The following is a 20,446-nucleotide window of genomic DNA, read 5'->3' on the forward strand; positions in this document are numbered from 1 at the left end:
TTCGAGGCTCTCCCTTGACTCCTAACTCAGGACGACATCAAAAAACGACTGAGGGGCGTCGAAAAACAAATCCATCGTTGAGAATCAGCTCATGCAATGCCCAGAGCATTCCAGGTTTGCTGACCTACAAGCCCATCTGCCTCAAGCTTATTGGCCTGCTGAAAGGCTCTGACAGCCGCTTTTGTGCCTAAACCAAACACGCCATCAATTGTTCCAGGATTAAATCCTTGATCTTTTAAAGCTTGTTGTAATTGCTTGACCAGTGGTCCACTGGAACCTTCCTTTAAAAGTTGCAGCGATTCTGAGATACCTCCAGTTTCCTTCATCAGATCCTGTCCGTAGATCACCGTCGCATAGAAGACGTAACGGTTATTAAGTTGGAAGCGCCGATCCTGTTTAATCAGGCTCATAAACTCCCGATGTCCCTGACGTAAGCGCCCCACTAAACAACCCGCACTGGCATAGTAAATGTTGTTGGTCGGGAAGTCGTAACCCCAGTGCTGATTAATGGCAAAGTAGCCCGTATCTTCCTTGTCGCCAACGCGCTGGTAGTCTTTGTTGAAGTCCCGGTGTACGGTAACCGTTCCCCCAGTCTGTATGAGTGCTTCGTGACGGTCAGTGGTACCGTGAATCCCGACCTGCCAAGCTTTATATTGACCAAACTTGATTCTGGCTGCTCCCCCAGGGTTCATGGGACGTTGCGTATAACGGTATCCTGGCTCTGTAGTGGCTTGCCAGTTACCGACAATTGCCGGAACGCCATCCACAATCTGGATTACCATCCGGCGGTCATTGAAATTATTGGGGGGATCGTTGTTGAGGGTGGCGTCGCCGTTCATCCCCTCAACGTAAACAATGTTGTACTGTCGGATTCCCTGAAAAATTTCATATTTTTTAAGCTGCATATACTTGACAATACGACTCGCCAAGTCATTGCCTAGCTTGAGTGGAGGCGCTGGCAAATCTTCAGGCTTGGTTTCAATGAGCTGTTTTGCCGTTTCCGCTCCGAGCTGTTCTGGCTCGTTAATTTTCATCAGTTTTTGAAATTTTTCGAGCGCGGCTGTAGAAATGGGGCCAAACTTGCCGTCAGCCGGCGGTTCCAACAGTCCCAAACCGATGAGCAAAACTTGAATCTGGGTTGCGAGTTCTTTGTCAGAGGCAATTCCCTCCATGCTGTATTTCAGGTCTTTGCCGATAAAATCTTGCAGTTTCATGATGTTAGAGTTGGAGTGCAGTTGATGTGAGTGATGACTTCAATCTTTCGATAGTTTAATCCGGAACCCCTCACGGGTTATAAGGGTGTCAGCGACAGGAAAGCACGAAAAGCGTTTGCGTTCGGCGAAGTCTTTGCTGAATCATCCCATGGTTCGTAAGCCACAAAGTACAGAGTTTGAATCAGTAAATATAGTTAACTTAGAGGCTATTTTGCTCCATCTACGCTTTGAGAGGCCGCACTAGAAAGCGCGATCTTCTCTTGTTTGTGGCCAAAGCCATAATGCTGTAAGCATTGGCAACGGATCACAGATGTGAACTATGCTGATTTTTTCATAACTCTGGCAAGGGATAGTACAGGGTATGACTCAATTAGCAGGATGGGGAGTCTTTTAATTGATGACTTAGTGTTCTTTAACACAGCACCTTTAACGGATGCATTACACTTGTTGAGCACATCCTACGGATTTTAATATTTCCTTTTTGAGTTTATGAGTACTCAAGCCAACTTTATTCTCAAAGTCTTCATCCTCTCCCTTGGAGTCTCTGTTCTGATTAAGTACGGAGGGCCTAGCTTACCCGTGGGCGCAACATCCGTGAACGCATTGATTGCTGTACTGACACCCAGTTTAATCTTAGCGATCGTCTTCTTATGGCGAGTCGGGAAATATCGACCGCTCAATTGATAGCCAGCTTTTCATTCGTGTTCAGCTTGGCTGCTGTGTGCAGCGCAATCGCAAGTGAAAAAACCTCCGAGTGTTGGTTTGGAAACCAGCGTTCGCTAAAATATAGCGGTTCTCAATTGAGTGAAATACAAGTCGTTTGTAGGGGTACAACCTGTTCCCTACCCTCTACTCAACGCAACTGAGAACGGCTATATCCTAAATCCTCAATCTAAACGTTCCAGAGTTAAGCAGAAACGACATAAGGAGAGTCAATGGCACTCACCTTCTTGGCATCGACCAGCGCCTGATAGATGATTGCTGCTACTTCAGCGCGGGTGGCTTCCTTGGTCGGATTAAGTTGCTTGGTTTGCGGGTAATTCACCACAATCTTCTTCTTCGTCGCTGTCGTCACTTCGTCTTTGGCGTAGTCAGGAATTTTAGTGCGGTCATCGTAAGCCGTCAAAGCATTGGGGTCAGAGGCCGATAAACCCAACCCATTCACCACCGATACCAAGACTTGCACCTTCTGGACATTCTCATTGGGTCGGAAGGTATTGTTCGGGAAGCCGGACACGAACTCGCCGCGATAGGCTTGTTGGATGACATCCTTTGCCCAAAAATCATTCGCTACATCGGTGAATTTCGCTGTATCTCGTTTTACGCCGGGATTAAAGGCTTTAACCAGCAGGGCGGCATATTGAGCACGAGTCATCTTCTCATCCGGCTTAAAGCTGCCATCCTTAAAGCCACTGATTAAACCTTGTTTCGCTAAAGCACTAATAAAATCAGCCGCCCAGTGACCCTTAATATCGGTAAAGGCAAGGCCATCACCTCCCCCATCCGACTGAACGGCGACAATATAAGGAGAGTTAACCGCACTGACCTGCTTAGCATCCACCAACGCTTGATAAACAAAAGCCGCCACCTCAGCACGAGTCGCCTCTTTGTTTGGGTTGAGTTGCTTGGTTTGCGGATAACTCACCACAATCTGCTTCTTCGTTGCCGTCGCTACTTCATCCTTGGCATAGTCAGGAATAGCACTGCGGTCGTCATAAGCGGTTAAAATCCCCGTATCCGACGCACCCAAGCCCAAGCCACTGATGAGTGAGACAATCACTTGAAGGCGCTGGACATTATCATTCGGTCGGAAGGTGTTATTCGGGAAGCCTGAGATAAATTGGCTGCGGTAGGCTTGTTGAATTACATCCTTTGCCCAAAAATCATTGGCGACATCGGTGAATTTCGTGGCATCTCGTTTGGCGGTTGGATTAAAGGCTTTAACTAACAAGGCAGCATATTGAGCACGGGTCATCTTATCATCGGGTCTAAAGGTGCCATTACTAAAGCCTGTAATGAGTCCTTTATCCAGCAATGCCTGAATGAACGGTTTTGCCCAATGATTCTGAATATCTGAAAAGATGGGGTCTTTCCCATCGCCACCACCACCGGATGAATCGCCATCACCACCGGATGAACCACCACCATTGGAGGCAATGCCATCAATACTAATTGAGCCTTTAACTTTCGACGCACTCAACGTATTGCCGAAGGAAATCAGTTGGCTGCTAGTGCCATTGTTCAAATCAAGCTGAGCGTTATTACGGATGGTGTTGTTTCCGGGGTCGCTGCTACTGCCTAAATCGGGCACAGCTTTATTGGTAACAACTACACCTTCTTCTGTGTTGCTTTCAATCTGATTATTCCGCAGGACGGGTCGAGACTCACCCGAAATAATCAAGCCATAGCGATTGCCAGAAATGGTGTTATTGATCAATTTAGGCGCAGAAGTTCCATCAATGCTAATGCCAGAACCCGCATCTTTGCAGGTATTTCCTCGGAATTCACCAGTGCTATTGCGTGTAATCGAGATGCCATTGCCATCATTGTCAATAAAATTATTATTTAGAACGACCGGATTGGCATCACCTGTCGCAAACACTCCCTCACGCTTATTCTTGGTAAAGGTACAGTTGGCAACCGTGGGGGCTGTCGATTCCATCCAAACAGCAGTACCTCGGCTTGCCAAATTGGTTACGGTTACTCCTCGAAGTTCGGCATTACTCGCCAGTAAAAATGTGATATTTTGACCGGCTTGGGTACGGCTGTTGTATTGCCCGCTACCCTCAATCAAAATGCCACTGCCTTTATTCCCTTCATTACCCACCACCTTAACCCCACTGGGAATATTAATGGGAAAAGCTTCACCGCCAGACGCCGTGTAATTCCCTGCTGCCAGTTGAATGGTGGTATCAGATTCGGCTTTTTCGAGTGCTTTCTTAATGGTTTTTAAGGGAGCAGACTGACTACCATCAGCACTATCACTACCGCTTCCTGGATTGACGTAAAGAGTTTGAGGCATAGTTAGAATTTCACAAAAGATAGTAAACAAACAAGGCGGCTTTGCCAGCAGTACAAGATTTGAGCTGTGGTTAATCTACCGCTCCTGATGTTTTCGGGTACAAGAATTGCAAACGGGATAATTTAGTGATTCAACGGCTTACGGCTTCGTTCCTGAAAAGGAAGAAGACTATCTGAAAAGTCTCCAAAATCCTAGCTAGCAAGCCAATCAAGCCTACCTACAAATTTAGGTGTCGCAATAGGGGGTGCCACCCAACCCTAGGTGCATCTTGCTACCGTTGATGTTCACGGTGTAGGCGCGTTGTTCAACGGATGTTCATCACAACAATGCAGTTAAAGACCCAATTTTTATTTCAGCTTGGCCTGATCGAGTCCGCCTCCTGCTGTTGGGTGAATCGATTGGATCATGATCAGAATTTTCGCCTCGCTCAACTGTTAAAGTACCCAATCGAGGGAGGGCATCTTCGGCTTGAGCGCAATATGCTCTGATTAGGTAGAGAGGATAGCCTAGCCCTCACCCTTCTATAAGTTCAGGCGCTTTACTCAACCCCCAGGTTGCTCTAATTGAGAACTTCTGTGTTAATAGTAACGTCAATCATTTTTGTAAAACTCGTGGCGTTGCAAAAAGCAGCGTTAGCAAGCATCATGCATCGAATTGTTAGCATTCTATCTTTCGTGTTTTTGCTGCAAGCTGTTCCCGCTTTGGCTCAAGAATCAGCACCGCGCGATCCAATTGATCAGGTAGTGGCAGCTCAATTGATGACTCCCTATCCGGATGGAAATTTTCGTCCAGAACGAATTCTAAGCCGTGCGGAACTCGCTTCCATTTTGGTCAAAACGTTTAAGCTGGATCAACGGCAACCTCAGCAACAAGGGGCGATTCCCCTTCAAGATGTTCCCCCTTCTCACTGGGCTTATAAAGATATTCAGCTAGTGCTGAAAAATAACATCATGAGTGGCTATCGCTCAGGACAGTTTTTCCCCAATCAACGCGTCACTCGTGCCGAAGCTTTTTCAATCTTGGCTCAGGGTTATGGTGTGTTTCAGTTTCCTGATAATACTGTTGCAGAATTGCTGTCTAAGTATCCTGATTCAGATAAAATACCAAACTGGGCAAAAAAGTCAGTTGCCACAGCGTTATATGAGGGGTTTATTAATGTCGATGCCACCAGCAACCAGATTAAACCCTTAGAACCGATGACTCGTGGAGATATGGCTTACGCGTTGAGTAAGTATCTGGAACGCCAGGAAGATACAGCGCCAATTCCCTGGAAAGTCGAAGAACCTGTTCGCGGTTAGTGAAGTATGGGGTGTTGGGTGTAGAGTAGGTGCCATGATATATCGCTCATACCCAACATCTTTCACAGTCCTAAATTCGCACAGTTTTATGGCATTGTCTCTAAGACAAAATTTCGCATCACGGCTAACACTTGTGGTTTAATTTCATGCCCTATGTCAAACACTTGATACTTCACGTTCACATTAAGAGCGGATAGGGTATTCCTAGCATGTTCAGCCTCACTTAGAGGTACAAGCTGGTCTTGTCTACCATGCACGAGCAAGACAGGGAGAACGCTGTTCTTCCAAAATAGTTTTGGTGTTGGATTTGGATGCAGATAGCCACTCAAAGATACTAAACCAGCTAGTGGCAAAGTCAGGCCAACATCCAGTGTCATCGCTCCACCTTGAGACAACCCACTCAAAATCGTGCGTGATAGAGGGAGGCTAAACCTACCTTGCAGAGACTTCAGCCAGTTCGTTAAACGTTGCCGACTTTCGGCTAAGCGCTGGTAGTTTTCAATTTGCGGCTTGGAGTTTTTTATCGTCAAATCATACCACATCTTCCCGCCAGGAACAGTGGGATGAGAAAAGGGTGCCCTAGGAAATAGAAGGTGGTATTCGGGGAGGTTCAGTGCGGATGCAAACGATGCCATAAACTCAGGGGTACTACCATTACCATGTAGGCAAACAATTAACCCGGCAGGCATTCGCCCTTGAGCCGGTGGTACTGAGATAAATTGCAAATATTGAGATGGATCTCCCAAGCTAACAGGAGTTGGTTCTTGGGCAGAAGAGGAATCTTTTTGACAAGCTTTTAATAGGAGGCTTGCAGAGAGAGTGCTAACCCCTTTTAACAGAAATTGACGCCGACTGGATTGCTTGATTTTCAACGCGCACAACCTCAAAATCTAAAGACGTGCTTCGCTCAGAATAATTGGATCTAATTCATGGTTGATTAGGAAGCTGAATCAATTAGAGCTTTGATTAATCCTACTTTGGCTTGAGTGACATTCGACTTTGAGCTAGTGTTAATCGAGCCGATAAAATACTCTCCCGTGGGTAGATAGTGTAAAGCTAATTCGGGATAAGTAATAATCTCCCAGTCTTTGTAAATTTCACTGATTTCTTTCTCATGCTGGGGACGATTGCTTTCGTAGCACCAGCCGGCTTCCATTAATTTTTCTACCAGGGACGACATGGATAAAATTTCCTTTTCTGTGTCAAATACAAAGGAGAATTGTATTCGTCCATCCTATCAAGAGAGACTACTATCCCATTGCTGTGCAGCATCCGCAACCGCCTGATCTACCGTCTTTTCTCCCAACATTGCTGCCTGCAAATTTTCATAAATGGCCTTTTGCAACTTGTTGAGGTTTTTCATGGTTGGAATCAAGACTTGTGCCTGTTCCATTTGACTCGCACTGATATCCCTAGCTTGCTCTACAGGCAACGCCTTGCCATCGCGGGTGAGCGATCGCCGATATTGCTGCAATGCCTCTAGTGTGGAGGGTAAAACGTTCGCGGCTTTGGCGAAAGCCAACTGATTTTCAGAGTTGGTGACAAACAGCGCAAATTTCAGGGCGGCATCCGGATTATCTGTATCGCGAGGAATGACGATATTCATCACTGCCACATTCTTTTTACCCGTCTCACCGGTCATCTGAGGGGCGGTAGCTGAAGCTTTAGCAATGCTTGGGGCATTTTTGGCGATCGTATCCATAAACTCCGCACCACTAGACAAAAGCGCCGTCTCGCCCTGTTGATATAATTCGATCGCTCGTCGATGCCCTTGGGTGAGTGCTTCTTTGGGCATTAGCCCCTGCTGATAAAAATCTACCCAATACTGAAATGCCGCTTTGCCTTTGGGAGTATTAAATGCCGCTTTACCCTGAGCATCCACTAACTCTACTCCCATCTGTACGAACGATTCCAGTACTTCACCTGAATCCTCTGGAACCACTGTGACAAAGAAGGCATACTTCCCCGTCTTATCTTTAATTTGCTTGGCTACCTGCGCCAGTTCGGCGTAAGTAGCGGGGGGTTGGCTAATTCCCGCTTTTTGCAACAATTCTTTGTTATAAATTGTCACTCGGCTGGTGAGATACCAAGGAATACCAAAGCTTTTGCCGTTGAGGGTACTGTCTTTCCAGATGTTGGGTAAATATTGCTGACGGACGGACTCTGGAACTCGGTTATCCAGTTCTAACCAAGCATTCCGGGATGCCAGTTGGGAGGCGAAACCCGGATTCAAGTTCACTACATCGGGTGCGGTTTTTGCCGAAACAGCCGTGAGGATTTTATTTTCCATCGCCGCCCAAGGAATATCTACCCAGCGAACCTTGACACCGGGATTTTCGGCTTCAAATCGAGCGATGAGTGGGTTGAAGTAATCGGTAAATTTCGGCTGCAATTGCATCGTCCAGAACTCAATTTCAGGACTTTTAGAGGAAGAGGCTGTTGGACGGCAGCTAATCACCAAGCCCAACATTAGTCCCAACAAAGCCAAAATTCCTAAACGTTTCCAAGTTCTGATTCTGCTTCTGCTCATGTAACCTTATAATTTTAATTTTGATGCATCGCGCTAGCCGTCAATTATCCTACTGTAAGCAGAGGATAAATGAAGGTGCGAGCGTCTCTGAAGGCGTTAGCCTGCGGTCAAGTTCCTTGAGCGTTACGTTTTGTACAATCGGCTGGGCGGATACAGATTAGAGCCAGCGCTATTACTTTCCTTTGTGCAAACTAAAATTGAAAGAGTCGCCTGTTGCTTACCGCCTCTCGACTCCACCTCACTCTTAGGTTCATTTTGAAAAAAGAGCAAGGATGGATGATTGAGGTTCAGTACAGGGCAAAGTCAGCGTATCGCCCTCTCCCAAAAGACGTAGCGATCGCATCAATCGTCATCGTCAAAGCCAAGTGCAGGCGTGAAGAATCGTTAGGGTGCCAAAATAACAATATAAGCCAAGCGACGAAAGACTCTGGAATCGCTCTTGCACCAACCCTCCCTCCCGTTGGAGCTTGCCTGTTTATTCTTGGAGAAAATATCGCTTAAGCATGGTGTTTGTGAGCTAGATTGGGTACCATGCATCAGTATTAATCTTGTTAGATTAAATCTTTCAGCTCATCACGTCTCTTAATCTTAATTTTCGCTCCGCTGAACCAGGATATGTTTAACCGTTTTCAAGGGCTGTTTTCAAAGGGCAAGAAAGGCGTCGGGATAGAATTGGCCCCAGAACGAATTAATATCGCTCAACTGCGAAAGCAGGGTCAGGGCTACAAAGTTGCCACCCTATACTCTCACGAGGTGCCGGAAGGGATTTTCCAAGATGGGAAAATTGCCGACTCCCCAGCTTTGGCTGAACTGATTAGGACAGCATTAGCCGAGAGTAAACTCAAAGTTGATCGCGTCGCCACTGCCGTACCGATGCGGGAATCCATTATCCGCATTATCCCCATTCCCGCCGAGTTAGATGATCAAGAACTGCGAGACATGGTGCTCAACCATGAAGCGGGTCTGTATCTGCCTTATCCCCGCGAAGAAGTAGACTTGGATTATCAAAAGTTGGGCTTCTTTCAAGATGAAGATGGCATTGAAAAGGTGCAAGTCCTCTTAGTCGCCACCCGCAAGGAAATAACTGACACGTATCTGGATACATTTGGGCAAGCTGGATTACAGGTGGATGTATTGGAGATTAATAGCTTTGCCCTGATTCGGACGATGAGAGAGCAACTACGGCAATTTTCTCCCCAAGAAGCAGCGGTCTTAGTGGACATTGAATTTGACAGCACTGAGATTGCGATCATTGTCGATGGTGTTCCTCAATTTTCTCGCACCGTTCCCATTGGAACCTTCCAACTCCAGAGCGCTCTCTCACGAGCCATGAATTTACCAACCTCAAGGAACACCGAGCTACTACAGGGGATGACGATTCCGCCGGTTCCCGCTGATGGGTTAGGAGGACGGACTGGAGCGACAGGCATTAATCCAGGGATGGCAGCTCTGCTGAGAGTCTTGGGAGAACTCGCCGATGAACTGCGCCGCTCCATCGATTTTTATTTAAATCAGAGCGACAATCTAGAAGTCGCTCAGCTATTACTAGCAGGTCCTGGAGGTGGAATTGGACAACTGGATGAATTTTTCACCCAACGCTTAAGCTTACCCACGACTCAGGTAGACCCAGTGATTGCTCTTTCGCTGGAGGTTGACCAAGAAATTCCCTCAGTGCAACGACCGGGCTTAGGCACTGTACTGGGATTAGGATTACGAGAGGTTTGAAGCCATGTATAGTCTAGATGTTAATTTTCTAAAAGATCGGCCTGATCCTCTCGGACAACGGGGGGGAGAAAGGGCTTCTGCTCCACCGACGCCTGTGGGGTCGATGACACCACTGATTATCGGAGTCGCAGTGGGTCTCCTCCTGCCAGGATTGGTGGGGGGCTTATGGTTTTTTCTGCAACAGCAAAATGCTCAAGTACAGCAAGAAATCGATCAGTTGAAGGTGACGCTGGGAGGCTTACAGCAAGCAGAGCAACAAATTAAGCAGCTCACGGATGAAACAAATAGAGTCAAGAGCGAAACAGTCGCCCTAGCCAGTGTCTTTAATCAAATCAAGCCTTGGTCTGCGGTGTTGCAGGATATTCGGGAACGTGTTCCCCCGAATATACGAATTCAATCCATCGATCAAAAACAAGTCGTGGCTACAGCAGCTCCAGCGGCTCCAGCGGCTCCAGCGGCAGGGGCAAACAATCCTAAGCCGGGAACTCAACCCGCTAACCCATCCAATAACATGACGACCAAGCTGGAAATAACAGGTTCTGCTCGCTCGTTTGATGATGTGAATTATTTCCTCTTGACACTTCAGCGCTCTCCTTTCTTAAAAAGCAATGAAACTCAATTAATTTCTGCTAAGTTGCAGGAGAATCCCAATAAGTTGGAATTCAATTATCCCCAAAACCAAAACCAAGCGGGTGGTCGAGTGACCTACGAACTTCCGAAAGCGGTAGGATATACAATTCAAACGAGTTTAAATGATGTCCCAGCTTCGGAGTTAATTAGAGAGTTAGATCGTAAGGGCGCTGTGGGACTCGTAACCCGGATTAGAACCCTTCAGGACAAAGGAGTATTTCAAAAATGACATACGCTGATGAAGAATTTCTTCCTGAAGGTCAGGTAGAAACTCCTAACTATCCAACCGCTTTTGGTATTACCTTCACTCCTAAAGTGGGGGGGATAATCTTTGCTGTCTTAGGTCTTTTGGGAGCAGCTTATCTGTTTGTCAACGTTGTACAGCCTGAGTGGGAGCGGAATCAGACGTTACAAGGCGAAAAGGCTAAAATCCAGGACGACATTAAGAGACTAGAGGATACCAAAAAGAAAATTGCGCTGAAAAAGCAAGAGTTAGAGGCAGCCAAGGTTCAAAATAAGCAGGTACTCAGTTTATTTGCCAATGAAAAAACTCTGGATACTTTGTTGCTGAATCTCAACAGCTCCATTAAAGAAAGAAATGGTGCTTTACAAATCTATAATCCCGGAGAAAATCCACCAGCGACAGATGGTGTTATTCAGGATGGTTCTTTGGGAGCAGAGGTCAATGGCAAACTGAAGCGTAAAACCGTCAACGTAGAGCTTGTGGGTAGCTTCGACCAAATTCAGTCAATCATGCGGAGTTTTGAGCGCTTGCAGACGCTATTGGTCGTTAAAGACTTTAGACTTGAAACGAGTGATGAGCCGATCCTTGTATTAGTTGACCCCAGTGGCAAAGCAGTTCCCGGAGTCCGGAAAAAAGACAAACCAGGCCAGGAAGGGGTGGTAACGAATGCTAAGCCGAACCTCAAGGCCACATTTAAGCTAGAGGTACTGATGCCGGTGCAGCCGGAGGAACCCAATGCAGCATTGACTCAGCTTGGGCAAAAACTTAAGCCCTAAAACCAAAGAAAGCAACAAAAACGTAAAAAATAGTGTGATTAGCAGGTAAGCTATTAGCTTTAAGACCTTCTTCAGTGGAATGTACGAATAGGAATCCTACATCCCTTTGTGGCCTAGGTCGAGAGGTAGTAGTTTTCCCATTGGGGTAAAGCCCATACATCAGGAAGGTTTTTCCAGAGTTTTGGGAATGATAATAGCTAACTTCTAAAAGCTAATTGCTATCAAGCTATTCGCAAAATAGCTCTTATAGGTGAGGAGTGAACCGTGAGACAGGCTCAAGCATTGAGTGGAATTGTGATTGGAGGAGCAGTAGCGCTGTTAGCAACACAGCCCTCTTTAGCAACAACGACGCAGGTGACATCTGTGCGACTCGACAACAGTGGAGGTGAACTTCAACTTACTCTGGAGACAAAAGCTGGCGCTGAGCGTCCGCAGGTTTTCACGGTGAGCCGTGGTAATGATTTGGTGGCCGATATAGTTAATACTCAGCTCAGTTTGAACAAGGGTGACAGCTTCCGTCAAGCAGATCCAATGCCTGGTATTAGCTCTGTCGTTGTGAGCCAGCTAGATGCTAACAGCGTTAGAGTTACCGTCAGCGGTACAAGCAGCCCTCCCGCGAGTCAAGTTCTCCAAAGTAATCAGGACTTAATCACTTTAGGGATTAGCACACAAGTCAAGGCTCAAACCCAAGGTTACCATCCTGTCACTTCGTCACCCAATGCTCCTGTCTTATCGGCGACACCGGATATCCTATCCCTACAGGCTGACAAGGCAGAGGCGAGTATCGCCACAATTCCAACTCCTGTAAGCCAAACTGCGATATCTCAACCTCTCGAAGAAGCGCCAAATCAAGCCGCGCCAACTTCTGCTACCCAGAAATCAATCGCTCGTCAGGTTAAGCAAGCGCCGACTCCAGCCACTCCAACTTCTATTGCTCAAACGACGGTACCTCAACCCGTTGTCCCGGTGCAAGCACCAGTGGCTCCAGCACCAGCGCCACAAGCTCCAGTGCCAGCTCCGGCACCGGACGTATTGATTCCCAACCCGCAAATCACGATTGATGGCGTTCCGGTTCAACCCGCAGGACCGGCCGGTACAGTACAACCCGTTGCCCCAGCGCCTCCACTCTTACCCAGAGCAATAGCACCACCAGTGGGTGATATTGCTATCTCGAATATTAGTGCGGCGGCTAGTGTGATTGACTTGGGGACAGGGGTACGTGTTCCCCGCCTGGTTTTGCGAGAAGCTCCTGTTCGAGAAGTCTTAGCGCTCCTAGCTCGCTCCGCCGGTCTAAACCTAGCCTTCACCGATGGAGGGGGAGGGACTCCTCAACCAGGCGCTCCAGGTGGAGCCGCAGGCGGTGCACAGCAGACTATTTCTCTGGATCTGGAAAACGAACCCGTTCAAGATGTATTTAACTACGTCCTCCAGCTTTCGGGTTTCCAGGCAAACCGAGTTGGACGCACAATTTTCGTGGGTGCCAGACTACCCGAAAGTGCCCGCAATATCGTCGCTCGTACCTTGCGCCTCAATCAAGTCCCCGTTGGGCAGGCTGTGGGCTTCCTAATTTCTCAGGGGGCAGAGCAACAGCAAATTACAACCCAGACGACTCTAACCGTTGTCGGGGAAGGAGCAGCGGCTCAAAGAATTCAAAACACTCAGACGCAGGTCAGTAAAATCACTCCCCAAGAAACTGGAGGCGGAGCTGGAGGGCCTGGAGGAGCAGGAGGAGCTGGACTAACAGGTCCCTTGGTACTGCGAGGGCTAGCCGTGTCACCTGATGAGCGTCTCGGAGCCATCACCTTGATTGGCGAACCACGCAAAGTAGAAATCGCCACAGCCTTATTGACGCAGTTGGATTTGCGGCGTCGTCAAGTTGCGGTAAACGTCAAGATTGTGGACGTTAACCTCTCCGGAACCGATGTATTTAACGCCAGCTTCTCCTTTGGGATTGGGGATAGCTTCTTTGTTAATGATGGTGGAGCGGCTTCCTTTAATTACGGTCCATCTCGCCCACCTTCTTCGGCACAGGTCACCAATAGTTTGGCCAACCCAGCGGTTGTTGTTAATCCTTATGGTCCGTTGGGTGACAATCCGGCCAATACGTTCATCGACTTCAACAACTCCACAGTTGTCCCAGGAACTGGTATCGGCGACCGAACCATTATTAACAATGGAGGGCAGGTCAGTGTGATTAACGACCCACCACCGAATGCACTCCCACCAGCCAGCTTCTATAACCGTAATGCTGGCGCTACAGGAAACCCATTCCAAGCAGGTATTACAGACTTCACATTCGGCACGCCTAACACTACCACTATCACGACAACTCCTGGGAATCCCGGTCAAACTACAGTTCTTCCTAATGGAACCACACAGGTTACTGGTGCAACTCCACCGACCACCACAGCTACTTTCACACCGGGAACTTTAGGAACAGTAAGTCAGGCTCTTCCCAGTCTGTTCCAATTCCCCAAACGGTTGTTATCAGCCTTGCAAGCTCAGGTTACTAGTGGCAACGCCAAGATTTTGACCGACCCAACGCTCGTTGTTCAAGAGGGTCAGACAGCAACAGTGAACCTGACGCAAGAGGTCTTTGGTGGATTCCGATTACAGACCCAAACCGACCCCACGACAAACTTAACCACTCAGGTTCAGGAACCCATCATTAAGAGGGCTGGCTTAATCCTACCGATTAATGTCCAAAAGATTGACGATAACGGCTTTATCACACTAACGGTTAATCCAGTTGTCTCTGCCATTGGGGGTTCTCAAAATACGCCGCAAGGTCAAATCACCTTAGTCCAAGAGCGGCAACTGCAATCAGGGCAAATTCGCCTGCGAGATGGTCAAACGCTAATCCTCAGCGGCATTATTCAAGAAGTAGACCGAACCACTGTATCAAAAGTGCCGATTTTGGGCGATATTCCGATTCTGGGAGCCTTGTTTAGAAGCACCAACCGGGTAAATCAGCGGCAAGAGGTAATTGTTTTGCTCACACCGCAGATTATTGACGACGCGCAAGGCTCGTCGTTTGGCTATAGTTACACACCGGGGCGAGAAACACGTCAACTTTTGCAACAGCAGGGTGTTTCCCCTTAACCAACTGGTAAACGACTCAGCGCCGTCTTAAACGACGGCGTTGGCTTGAACAGCGAAGTTAATTGCTCTCAGTCCTGCACGGGCTGACTTTAGACTCCCACAGCTTAACAGGGAGTTGAGTTTTTTTGGGATTTCTTGTAAGCCTTCAACAGGCTCTAGTAGCTTTTTTATCCAGTTCGTTTAGGTGAGGGTTCAGGTGTTCCTAACCCTCAGCAGAGAGGAAAGACCACCAAAGAATGAGTATAAATTCCTAATTTTCCACTGTGAATGGCCCGAAAATCCTGAAATCCACATAACTTAAAGCTTTCACCGATCCATATCTGCGGTAGAGACCTTAGAATAATGCAGTGAAACTTCGAGCCTGCGGGAGTTGCAGCGATTTCGAGTTGAAAAGCCCCGCAATTAGGGTCACCTATCTAGATCTTGAAGCTGAGATTTAGCGTAATAGTTGACCTGTGATGCAAATACACAAGGAGAATCCGAATGAACAAAGGTGAATTAGTTGATAAAGTAGCGGAAAACGCAAAAGTGACCAAAAAGCAAGCCGATGCAGTCCTCTCTGCGGCACTAGAAGCGATTATGGAAGCCGTTTCCGAAGGTGACAAAGTTACTTTGGTAGGCTTTGGTTCTTTCGAGTCCCGGGAGCGCAAAGCCCGTGAGGGTCGCAATCCAAAAACCGGGGATAAAATGGAAATCCCGGCAACTAAAGTTCCTGCGTTTTCGGCTGGGAAACTGTTCAAGGAAAAAGTTGCACCCAGTGATAAGTAACGGCTGATGACATAAACGGAACGTATCCTTGAGACGACCGACTCACGGGGGAAATTTAGCCTGGGCAGCGGCACTGGCAGGCTGTTCCCCTTCTTTGATTCTTGATTTTTCGGCGAGTATTAACCCACTGGGACCGCCAAAAAGCGCGATCGCGGCGATTGAGCAAGCCCTAACAGACTTAACCGCTTATCCTGACCCTGATTACGCTCAACTGCGGGCGTCTCTGAGTCAGTTTCATCCGACTCTGACGCCTGACTGGATTCTTCCCGGTAACGGCTCAGCGGAGCTGTTGACTTGGGCCGCGAGGGAACTATCTGAGCTGGAGGAGACTTACCTACTCACTCCAGCCTTCCGCGACTATCAACGCGCCCTTGAGGCATTTGGGGCCAAGGTCAGGAAATACCCAATCGATTTGAGTGGCAAGATTTTAGAGCGACCATTACCCATCCAAACTCTAAAACCCGAAATTCAAAATCGTTATGGTCTGCTGCTGAATAACCCGCACAATCCCAGTGGGCAGTTATTTAATCGAGAGGCAATCCTGCCTCTGGTTTCGCAATTTGCTCTGGTTGTGGTGGATGAAGCCTTTATGGACTTTCTGCCTTCCAACCAGCAGCAAAGTCTGATCTCTGTGGTGCAGGACTATCCCAATTTGGTGATTTTGCGATCGCTCACCAAGTTTTACAGCCTCCCTGGATTACGGCTGGGCTATTGTATCGCTCACCCTGACCGACTGCGGCGCTGGCAGGAGTGGCGCGACCCTTGGCCTGTAAATATCCTAGCTGCGGCCGCCGCGACGGCTGTAGTAACCGATACTCAATTTCAACAGCAAACTTGGGACTGGCTACCCAAAGCGCGATCGCAACTATTTCAGGGTTTAGCGTTGTTACCAGGGTTGCAACCCTATCCCAGCGCCGCTAACTTTTTACTGGTGCAATCTGAACAACCCAGTTCACAGGTACTCTTAAAACTGCTCAAGCACAGCCGAATTTTAATCCGCGACTGCCTGAGCTTTCCGGAATTAGGCGATCGCTTTTTCCGAGTTGCCGTTCGCACCCAGGCGGAAAACCAACGCTTACTAGAGGGTCTAGAGGCTATCCTTTAAACACAGGAGTTACAGAAGAAATGTAATTCTGAACTCCTTTCCTTGTGAATTTCGTTGAACATAGCCCGATGGCTTATCACAATGAAACATTAGCAATCAACCATCGAATATTTAAAATCGAATGACCGTCGAATACGACCTCATCGTCATTGGTGGCAGCCCTGTTGGTGGTTATGCCGCCGTTGCTGCCGCTCGTTTAAATGCTCGCGTTGCCCTCATAGAGCCTCAGTTGCGACCGACCAAAAGTCTAGATGATGGAGTTATCTACACTCAGGCGTTAGCTCAGGTTGGGCATGTCCTCCAACAGCTACGTGACGCCCCACAATGGGGTATCCATTGTTCAACAACTGATTCAACCGAACAACAGCAAGTTCCATCGATTCAATTGGCTGAGGCGATGCAGTGGGCGCACTCAGTCGTGGATACCTGCTCCCAACAGAATTCTCCTGCTATCTTAGGCTCTTTAGGCGTTGATGTAATTACTGGTACTGGGGAATTTTGCCGACGCCCTCACCTTGGCTTTGTCGTCAACAATCGCCGCCTTCGAGCGCGTGCCTATCTCATTGCTACGGGTTCTCGCTCGGAGATTCCCGATATCGATGGGTTGCAGACGATTAGCTATTTCACCCCAGCAGATATCTGGCAAGAAAAGTTGCAGGTTGGCAAGTTACAGATTGAAAGTTTAGAAAACAACCTTCAACCTTCAACCCGACTGTTGCAGGGAAACTGGTTAATCATCGGTGGTACTCCTATGGGTACTGAACTTGCTCAGACTTTAGCGCGGCTCAACTGTGAGGTTACTCTAGTCACCAGTACCTCTCAAATTTTGCCCAAAGAAGACCCAGAGGCGTCTCACCTCGTGCAAGCTCAATTAGAGGCTGAAGGGATTCGCGTTCTCACCGAGAGTCCAGTAACCCAGGTGAGGCGTATTGACGATAAAATCTGGGTTCAAGCCGGAAATCACGCCATTGAAGCGGATAAAATTTTGCTGGCTACGGGTCAGCAGCCGAATGTCGAAGCCTTAAATTTAGAAGGTGTTGGAGTTAAATACACTCAACAAGGGCTGAAGCTGAACGAGAAACTACAAACCACCAATCCTCGCATCTATGCTTGTGGGGATGTGGCTGGGGGTTATCAATTCACCCATATTGCCCAATATGAAGCTAGCATTGCTCTGAACAATGCTTTATTTGCGCCCTTATTTAAAGTCGATTATCGCTCAATTCCTTGGGCAATTTTGTGTGACCCTCAATTAGCACGAGTGGGTTTGACGGAAGCGCAAGCCAGACGGCGCTATGGTAAGGATGTCTTTGTGGTGCGGCAATATTTTAAAACGCTGGATAAAGCACAGATATTAGGGCAAACGACTGGTTTTTGTAAAATTATTGGGCGTCAGAGCGGGGAAATTTTAGGTGCATCAATTGTTGGTTCAGAGGCGAGTGAGTTAATTGGTGCGATCGCGCTAGCAATTCGGCAGAAAATTAAGATAAAATCCAGTCCATTCGGTCTAACTTCACTACATACCGACTTCCCTCATATTTCCCCAACGTTGTCAGAAATTTTTCATAAAACAGCTCTGGAGTGGCAACAACAACGCCTCAAACAAAACTCTACCCTACAAAACTTTTTAGAAGGGTTTTTCAACCTGCGTCGCTACTGGTCTTCTTAGCGCTCTCACTTTTGTCAAGCTGCGATAAAACTACCCTTTGATAGAAATCTTCTAATGCAGTAACACAAGTTTTGTCATCGTATAACAAATGATGGCGTTCATGGATTTTTTGCACAATTTCCTGTCGCCAGTTCGTATCGACGCCTAAGCGTACAGCAATATTAACATACTCAATCTCATCGTGAGTAATTGTTTCTGTGATTCCCATCATTTTTAAAATTCCATAGGAGTGACGACTACGCATCAATTCTCCCGGACAAGTGACGATAGGTAAACCACAAGCAATCGCTTCCAGGGTTGTATTTCCCCCTGACCAAGAGAAGGTATCCAGGAAAATATTGGAAACTAAATTGAGATTGAAGTAATCAATTCGTTCCAGTCGGGGTAGAATCACACAATAGTTTTCATAGTTCAATTTTAAGGTAGCAAAAGCACGACTGAGACGCGATCTAAATTGGGTAGTAATAGCAGCAACAGGATGAGAAATGAAAACAAATTGAGCTTGAGGGACACGTTGAGCAATTTGAGCTAAGATGGCATCAAATTGGGGCAGATATTTAAATAAAGATTGACAACAAAGATAAATAACATTATCCTCACGCAAATTTAATTCTGAACGAGTTTTGGTCAGTTTATAAACATCAATAACATCAGGCTTTTGATAACAAATGCCGATATTAGGTAAACGAACTAATTTTTCACAATAGTGAGATTGAGCATTTTGAGGTTCCATCAAATCACTCGACAAAAAGTAATCAATGGTTGGTAATCCCGAAGTAACCGGATGTCCCCAAGTCATACATTGCAGGGGTGCAAGACGTAATCCTGCGATGTAAGCTGTTAGTGAATCCATGCCAATGTCTGTGAAAACCAGGATATGTAGCTTATCCGCCATTACCTGCTTACAAAGACCATCTAAATTACCATAAATATGATAAAATCTATCACTGCAATAGTTAAATTCTTCAGTCGTTAAATCGGCTTTAAAGCCAATATAGTAACTATAAATTTCAAATTTTTGTTTGTCACAGTTTTTGAGCCAACCTAAAGTTAAAGACGCTACAGTATGTGTTCTGAAATAAGCGGAGAGATACCCGACGCGAATCTTTCCTTCATTACTGAGCTGAGGCATGGGCAAAGGTATCGTCCATTGAGGGTAGATAGCTGCCATCAGCCGATGAACTAACGTTCCATACTTTCGTTGTATTCCTCGATCATTAAAACCCTGATAACTTAACAAGAAGGTAGTGGCAGTTGCGGTTAAGCCAGCCAAAGTCTGCCTGATTCCTTCAGCCGTATTAAAGTCACTTTGTTGAATTAAGTGATTGAGTCCCAGACAGAAGCGCTGACGCCAGTTTTGAATCTGTTCCTGAGTATCATAAAGGATAGGTAAAAGGAGGTGGCTCTGCCAATAGGCTTCAACAAAATTGGGGTTTAGCTGTAAGGCTTTTTGGAAGTAAGTTATGGCTTCTTCCATTTGATTCTGACTTGCTAAAGCTAATGCCAGTTTTTGGTAGACTTCCGGATGCTCGGAATTCAGAATTAAAGCCTGGTGGAAACAATCTGTAGCTTCCTCAAAGCGACTCAGGTGCATGAGCGCCCAGCCTAGTTTAAGGTAAGTATCGAGGAATTTTGGCTCTAAATTCAGAGCCTGCTGATAGCAGACAATCGCTTCTTCATACTTACCTAAAGCCTGTAGAGATGCACCTAACTGAAGATGGGCATCTATATAATTAGGGTTGAGAGCGATAGCCCATTGATATTGAATCATGGCAGCATCCAGTTGGTTTTGCTGCCTCAATAGATCGCCTAGGTTGTAGAAAATTTCTGGAACATCTGGCTTAATCGCGATCGCTTGCTGATAATGAGTAATAGCGGCCTCAATTTGACCCTGATGTTGCAGAATATGAGCTAAGTTAGCGTGAGCCTCAGCATTGTTAGGATTGAGAGCGATCGCCTGTTGATAGTGCTCAATGGCAGCAGACAGATTACCTTGCTCTTGGAAAGCATAGCCCAGGTTGTAATGAGCTTCCGTATAATCTGGCTGGAGTCGGATCGCCTGTTGGTAGTCAGCGATCGCATCTACGAGTTGACCTAAGGAGTGTAGAACTGAACCCCGGTTATAGTAAGCTTCGGCATAGTCTGGCAGGAGCGCGATTAACTTTTGATAATAGGCGATCGCTTCTTCCAGCTTGCCGGCTTGGTGAGCAATCCTACCGAGCAGATCCAACGCTTCAGTAGAATTAGGCTGCTGCTGAAGAATTTGTTGGCAGATCCATTCAGCGTGAGATAAGTTACCCGTCTGGTAAAACTGGAAGGCGCTGATGATGGTTTCAGAGATATTACTCATTCATTCACATTCT

General features: G+C 47.0%; 16 protein-coding genes. 10 read left to right on the plus strand and 6 right to left on the minus strand.

Annotated elements, in window-relative coordinates; all coding sequences use genetic code 11:
- Nucleotides 1-89: 89 nt before the first annotated feature.
- On the minus strand, nucleotides 90-1,214 hold the full coding sequence (locus tag NDI48_18770) for a peptidoglycan-binding protein (GenBank protein ID MEP0833216.1): 1,125 nt from the start codon (nucleotides 1,212-1,214) through the stop codon (nucleotides 90-92).
- 489 nt (nucleotides 1,215-1,703) lie between these two features.
- Between NDI48_18770 and NDI48_18775 the strand changes: the two genes are divergently transcribed.
- Nucleotides 1,704-1,898 (plus strand): hypothetical protein, encoded by a 195-nt coding sequence (locus NDI48_18775; protein MEP0833217.1) that lies wholly within the window; start codon nucleotides 1,704-1,706, stop codon nucleotides 1,896-1,898.
- 223 nt (nucleotides 1,899-2,121) lie between these two features.
- On the opposite strand, the gene NDI48_18780 is transcribed toward NDI48_18775, so the two are convergent.
- Nucleotides 2,122-4,236, minus strand: coding sequence for an S-layer homology domain-containing protein (locus NDI48_18780; GenBank protein ID MEP0833218.1), 2,115 nt, complete (start codon nucleotides 4,234-4,236; stop codon nucleotides 2,122-2,124).
- 611 nt (nucleotides 4,237-4,847) lie between these two features.
- Between NDI48_18780 and NDI48_18785 the strand changes: the two genes are divergently transcribed.
- Nucleotides 4,848-5,534 carry an S-layer homology domain-containing protein gene (locus NDI48_18785; GenBank protein MEP0833219.1) on the plus strand — a complete coding sequence of 229 codons (687 nt, stop codon included), beginning with the start codon at nucleotides 4,848-4,850 and terminating at the stop codon, nucleotides 5,532-5,534.
- Between the two features lie 86 nt (nucleotides 5,535-5,620).
- Here NDI48_18785 and NDI48_18790 read toward each other — a convergent pair whose 3' ends face one another.
- The 3 genes from NDI48_18790 to NDI48_18800 form a co-directional block, all read right to left on the minus strand.
- Nucleotides 5,621-6,406: an alpha/beta hydrolase gene (locus tag NDI48_18790; GenBank protein ID MEP0833220.1), complete on the minus strand. Its 786-nt coding sequence runs from the start codon at nucleotides 6,404-6,406 to the stop codon at nucleotides 5,621-5,623.
- Between the two features lie 65 nt (nucleotides 6,407-6,471).
- A complete protein-coding gene (locus tag NDI48_18795) occupies nucleotides 6,472-6,714 on the minus strand; it encodes a hypothetical protein (protein ID MEP0833221.1) in 243 nt (80 codons plus the stop codon).
- Nucleotides 6,715-6,771: 57 nt separating this feature from the next.
- Complete coding sequence (locus tag NDI48_18800) at nucleotides 6,772-8,064, minus strand: sugar ABC transporter substrate-binding protein (protein MEP0833222.1); 1,293 nt, start codon at nucleotides 8,062-8,064, stop codon at nucleotides 6,772-6,774.
- A 255-nt stretch (nucleotides 8,065-8,319) separates the two neighbouring features.
- On the opposite strand from NDI48_18800, the gene NDI48_18805 reads away from it, so the two are divergent.
- The 8 genes from NDI48_18805 (at nucleotide 8,320) to NDI48_18840 (ending at nucleotide 18,083) form a co-directional block, all read left to right on the plus strand.
- Nucleotides 8,320-8,565 (plus strand): hypothetical protein, encoded by a 246-nt coding sequence (locus NDI48_18805; protein MEP0833223.1) that lies wholly within the window; start codon nucleotides 8,320-8,322, stop codon nucleotides 8,563-8,565.
- Nucleotides 8,566-8,679: 114 nt separating this feature from the next.
- Complete coding sequence (locus tag NDI48_18810) at nucleotides 8,680-9,789, plus strand: pilus assembly protein PilM (protein ID MEP0833224.1); 1,110 nt, start codon at nucleotides 8,680-8,682, stop codon at nucleotides 9,787-9,789.
- Between the two features lie 4 nt (nucleotides 9,790-9,793).
- On the plus strand, nucleotides 9,794-10,648 hold the full coding sequence (locus NDI48_18815) for a PilN domain-containing protein (protein ID MEP0833225.1): 855 nt from the start codon (nucleotides 9,794-9,796) through the stop codon (nucleotides 10,646-10,648).
- Nucleotides 10,645-11,439 (plus strand): hypothetical protein, encoded by a 795-nt coding sequence (locus NDI48_18820; GenBank protein ID MEP0833226.1) that lies wholly within the window; start codon nucleotides 10,645-10,647, stop codon nucleotides 11,437-11,439. The genes NDI48_18815 and NDI48_18820 overlap by 4 nt, the downstream gene beginning before the upstream one ends.
- A 264-nt stretch (nucleotides 11,440-11,703) precedes the next feature.
- On the plus strand, nucleotides 11,704-14,541 hold the full coding sequence (locus NDI48_18825) for an AMIN domain-containing protein (GenBank protein ID MEP0833227.1): 2,838 nt from the start codon (nucleotides 11,704-11,706) through the stop codon (nucleotides 14,539-14,541).
- Nucleotides 14,542-15,024: 483 nt separating this feature from the next.
- Complete coding sequence (locus tag NDI48_18830; protein ID MEP0833228.1) at nucleotides 15,025-15,309, plus strand: HU family DNA-binding protein; 285 nt, start codon at nucleotides 15,025-15,027, stop codon at nucleotides 15,307-15,309.
- A gap of 28 nt (nucleotides 15,310-15,337) precedes the next feature.
- Nucleotides 15,338-16,414, plus strand: a complete 1,077-nt coding sequence (gene cobD / locus NDI48_18835) for a threonine-phosphate decarboxylase CobD (protein MEP0833229.1) — start codon at nucleotides 15,338-15,340, stop codon at nucleotides 16,412-16,414.
- A 121-nt stretch (nucleotides 16,415-16,535) separates the two neighbouring features.
- A complete protein-coding gene (locus NDI48_18840; protein ID MEP0833230.1) occupies nucleotides 16,536-18,083 on the plus strand; it encodes an NAD(P)/FAD-dependent oxidoreductase in 1,548 nt (515 codons plus the stop codon).
- Here the strand turns inward: NDI48_18840 and NDI48_18845 are convergent.
- Nucleotides 18,055-20,433, minus strand: coding sequence for a tetratricopeptide repeat protein (locus NDI48_18845; protein ID MEP0833231.1), 2,379 nt, complete (start codon nucleotides 20,431-20,433; stop codon nucleotides 18,055-18,057). The genes NDI48_18840 and NDI48_18845 overlap by 29 nt on opposite strands.
- Nucleotides 20,434-20,446: the final 13 nt, after the last annotated feature.

The organism is Microcoleus sp. AS-A8 (genome assembly GCA_039962225.1).
Classification (GTDB): domain Bacteria; phylum Cyanobacteriota; class Cyanobacteriia; order Cyanobacteriales; family Coleofasciculaceae; genus Allocoleopsis.

Bases quoted from the DNA above. Each gene is read 5' to 3' on its own strand.
- NDI48_18770 (MEP0833216.1), bottom strand. From the start codon at position 1,214: ATGAAACTGCAAGATTTTATCGGCAAAGACCTGAAATACAGCATGGAG.
- NDI48_18775 (MEP0833217.1), top strand. From the start codon at position 1,704: ATGAGTACTCAAGCCAACTTTATTCTCAAAGTCTTCATCCTCTCCCTT.
- NDI48_18780 (MEP0833218.1), bottom strand. From the start codon at position 4,236: ATGCCTCAAACTCTTTACGTCAATCCAGGAAGCGGTAGTGATAGTGCT.
- NDI48_18795 (MEP0833221.1), bottom strand. From the start codon at position 6,714: ATGTCGTCCCTGGTAGAAAAATTAATGGAAGCCGGCTGGTGCTACGAA.
- NDI48_18800 (MEP0833222.1), bottom strand. From the start codon at position 8,064: ATGAGCAGAAGCAGAATCAGAACTTGGAAACGTTTAGGAATTTTGGCT.
- NDI48_18810 (MEP0833224.1), top strand. From the start codon at position 8,680: ATGTTTAACCGTTTTCAAGGGCTGTTTTCAAAGGGCAAGAAAGGCGTC.
- NDI48_18815 (MEP0833225.1), top strand. From the start codon at position 9,794: ATGTATAGTCTAGATGTTAATTTTCTAAAAGATCGGCCTGATCCTCTC.
- NDI48_18820 (MEP0833226.1), top strand. From the start codon at position 10,645: ATGACATACGCTGATGAAGAATTTCTTCCTGAAGGTCAGGTAGAAACT.
- NDI48_18830 (MEP0833228.1), top strand. From the start codon at position 15,025: ATGAACAAAGGTGAATTAGTTGATAAAGTAGCGGAAAACGCAAAAGTG.
- NDI48_18840 (MEP0833230.1), top strand. From the start codon at position 16,536: ATGACCGTCGAATACGACCTCATCGTCATTGGTGGCAGCCCTGTTGGT.
- NDI48_18845 (MEP0833231.1), bottom strand. From the start codon at position 20,433: ATGAGTAATATCTCTGAAACCATCATCAGCGCCTTCCAGTTTTACCAG.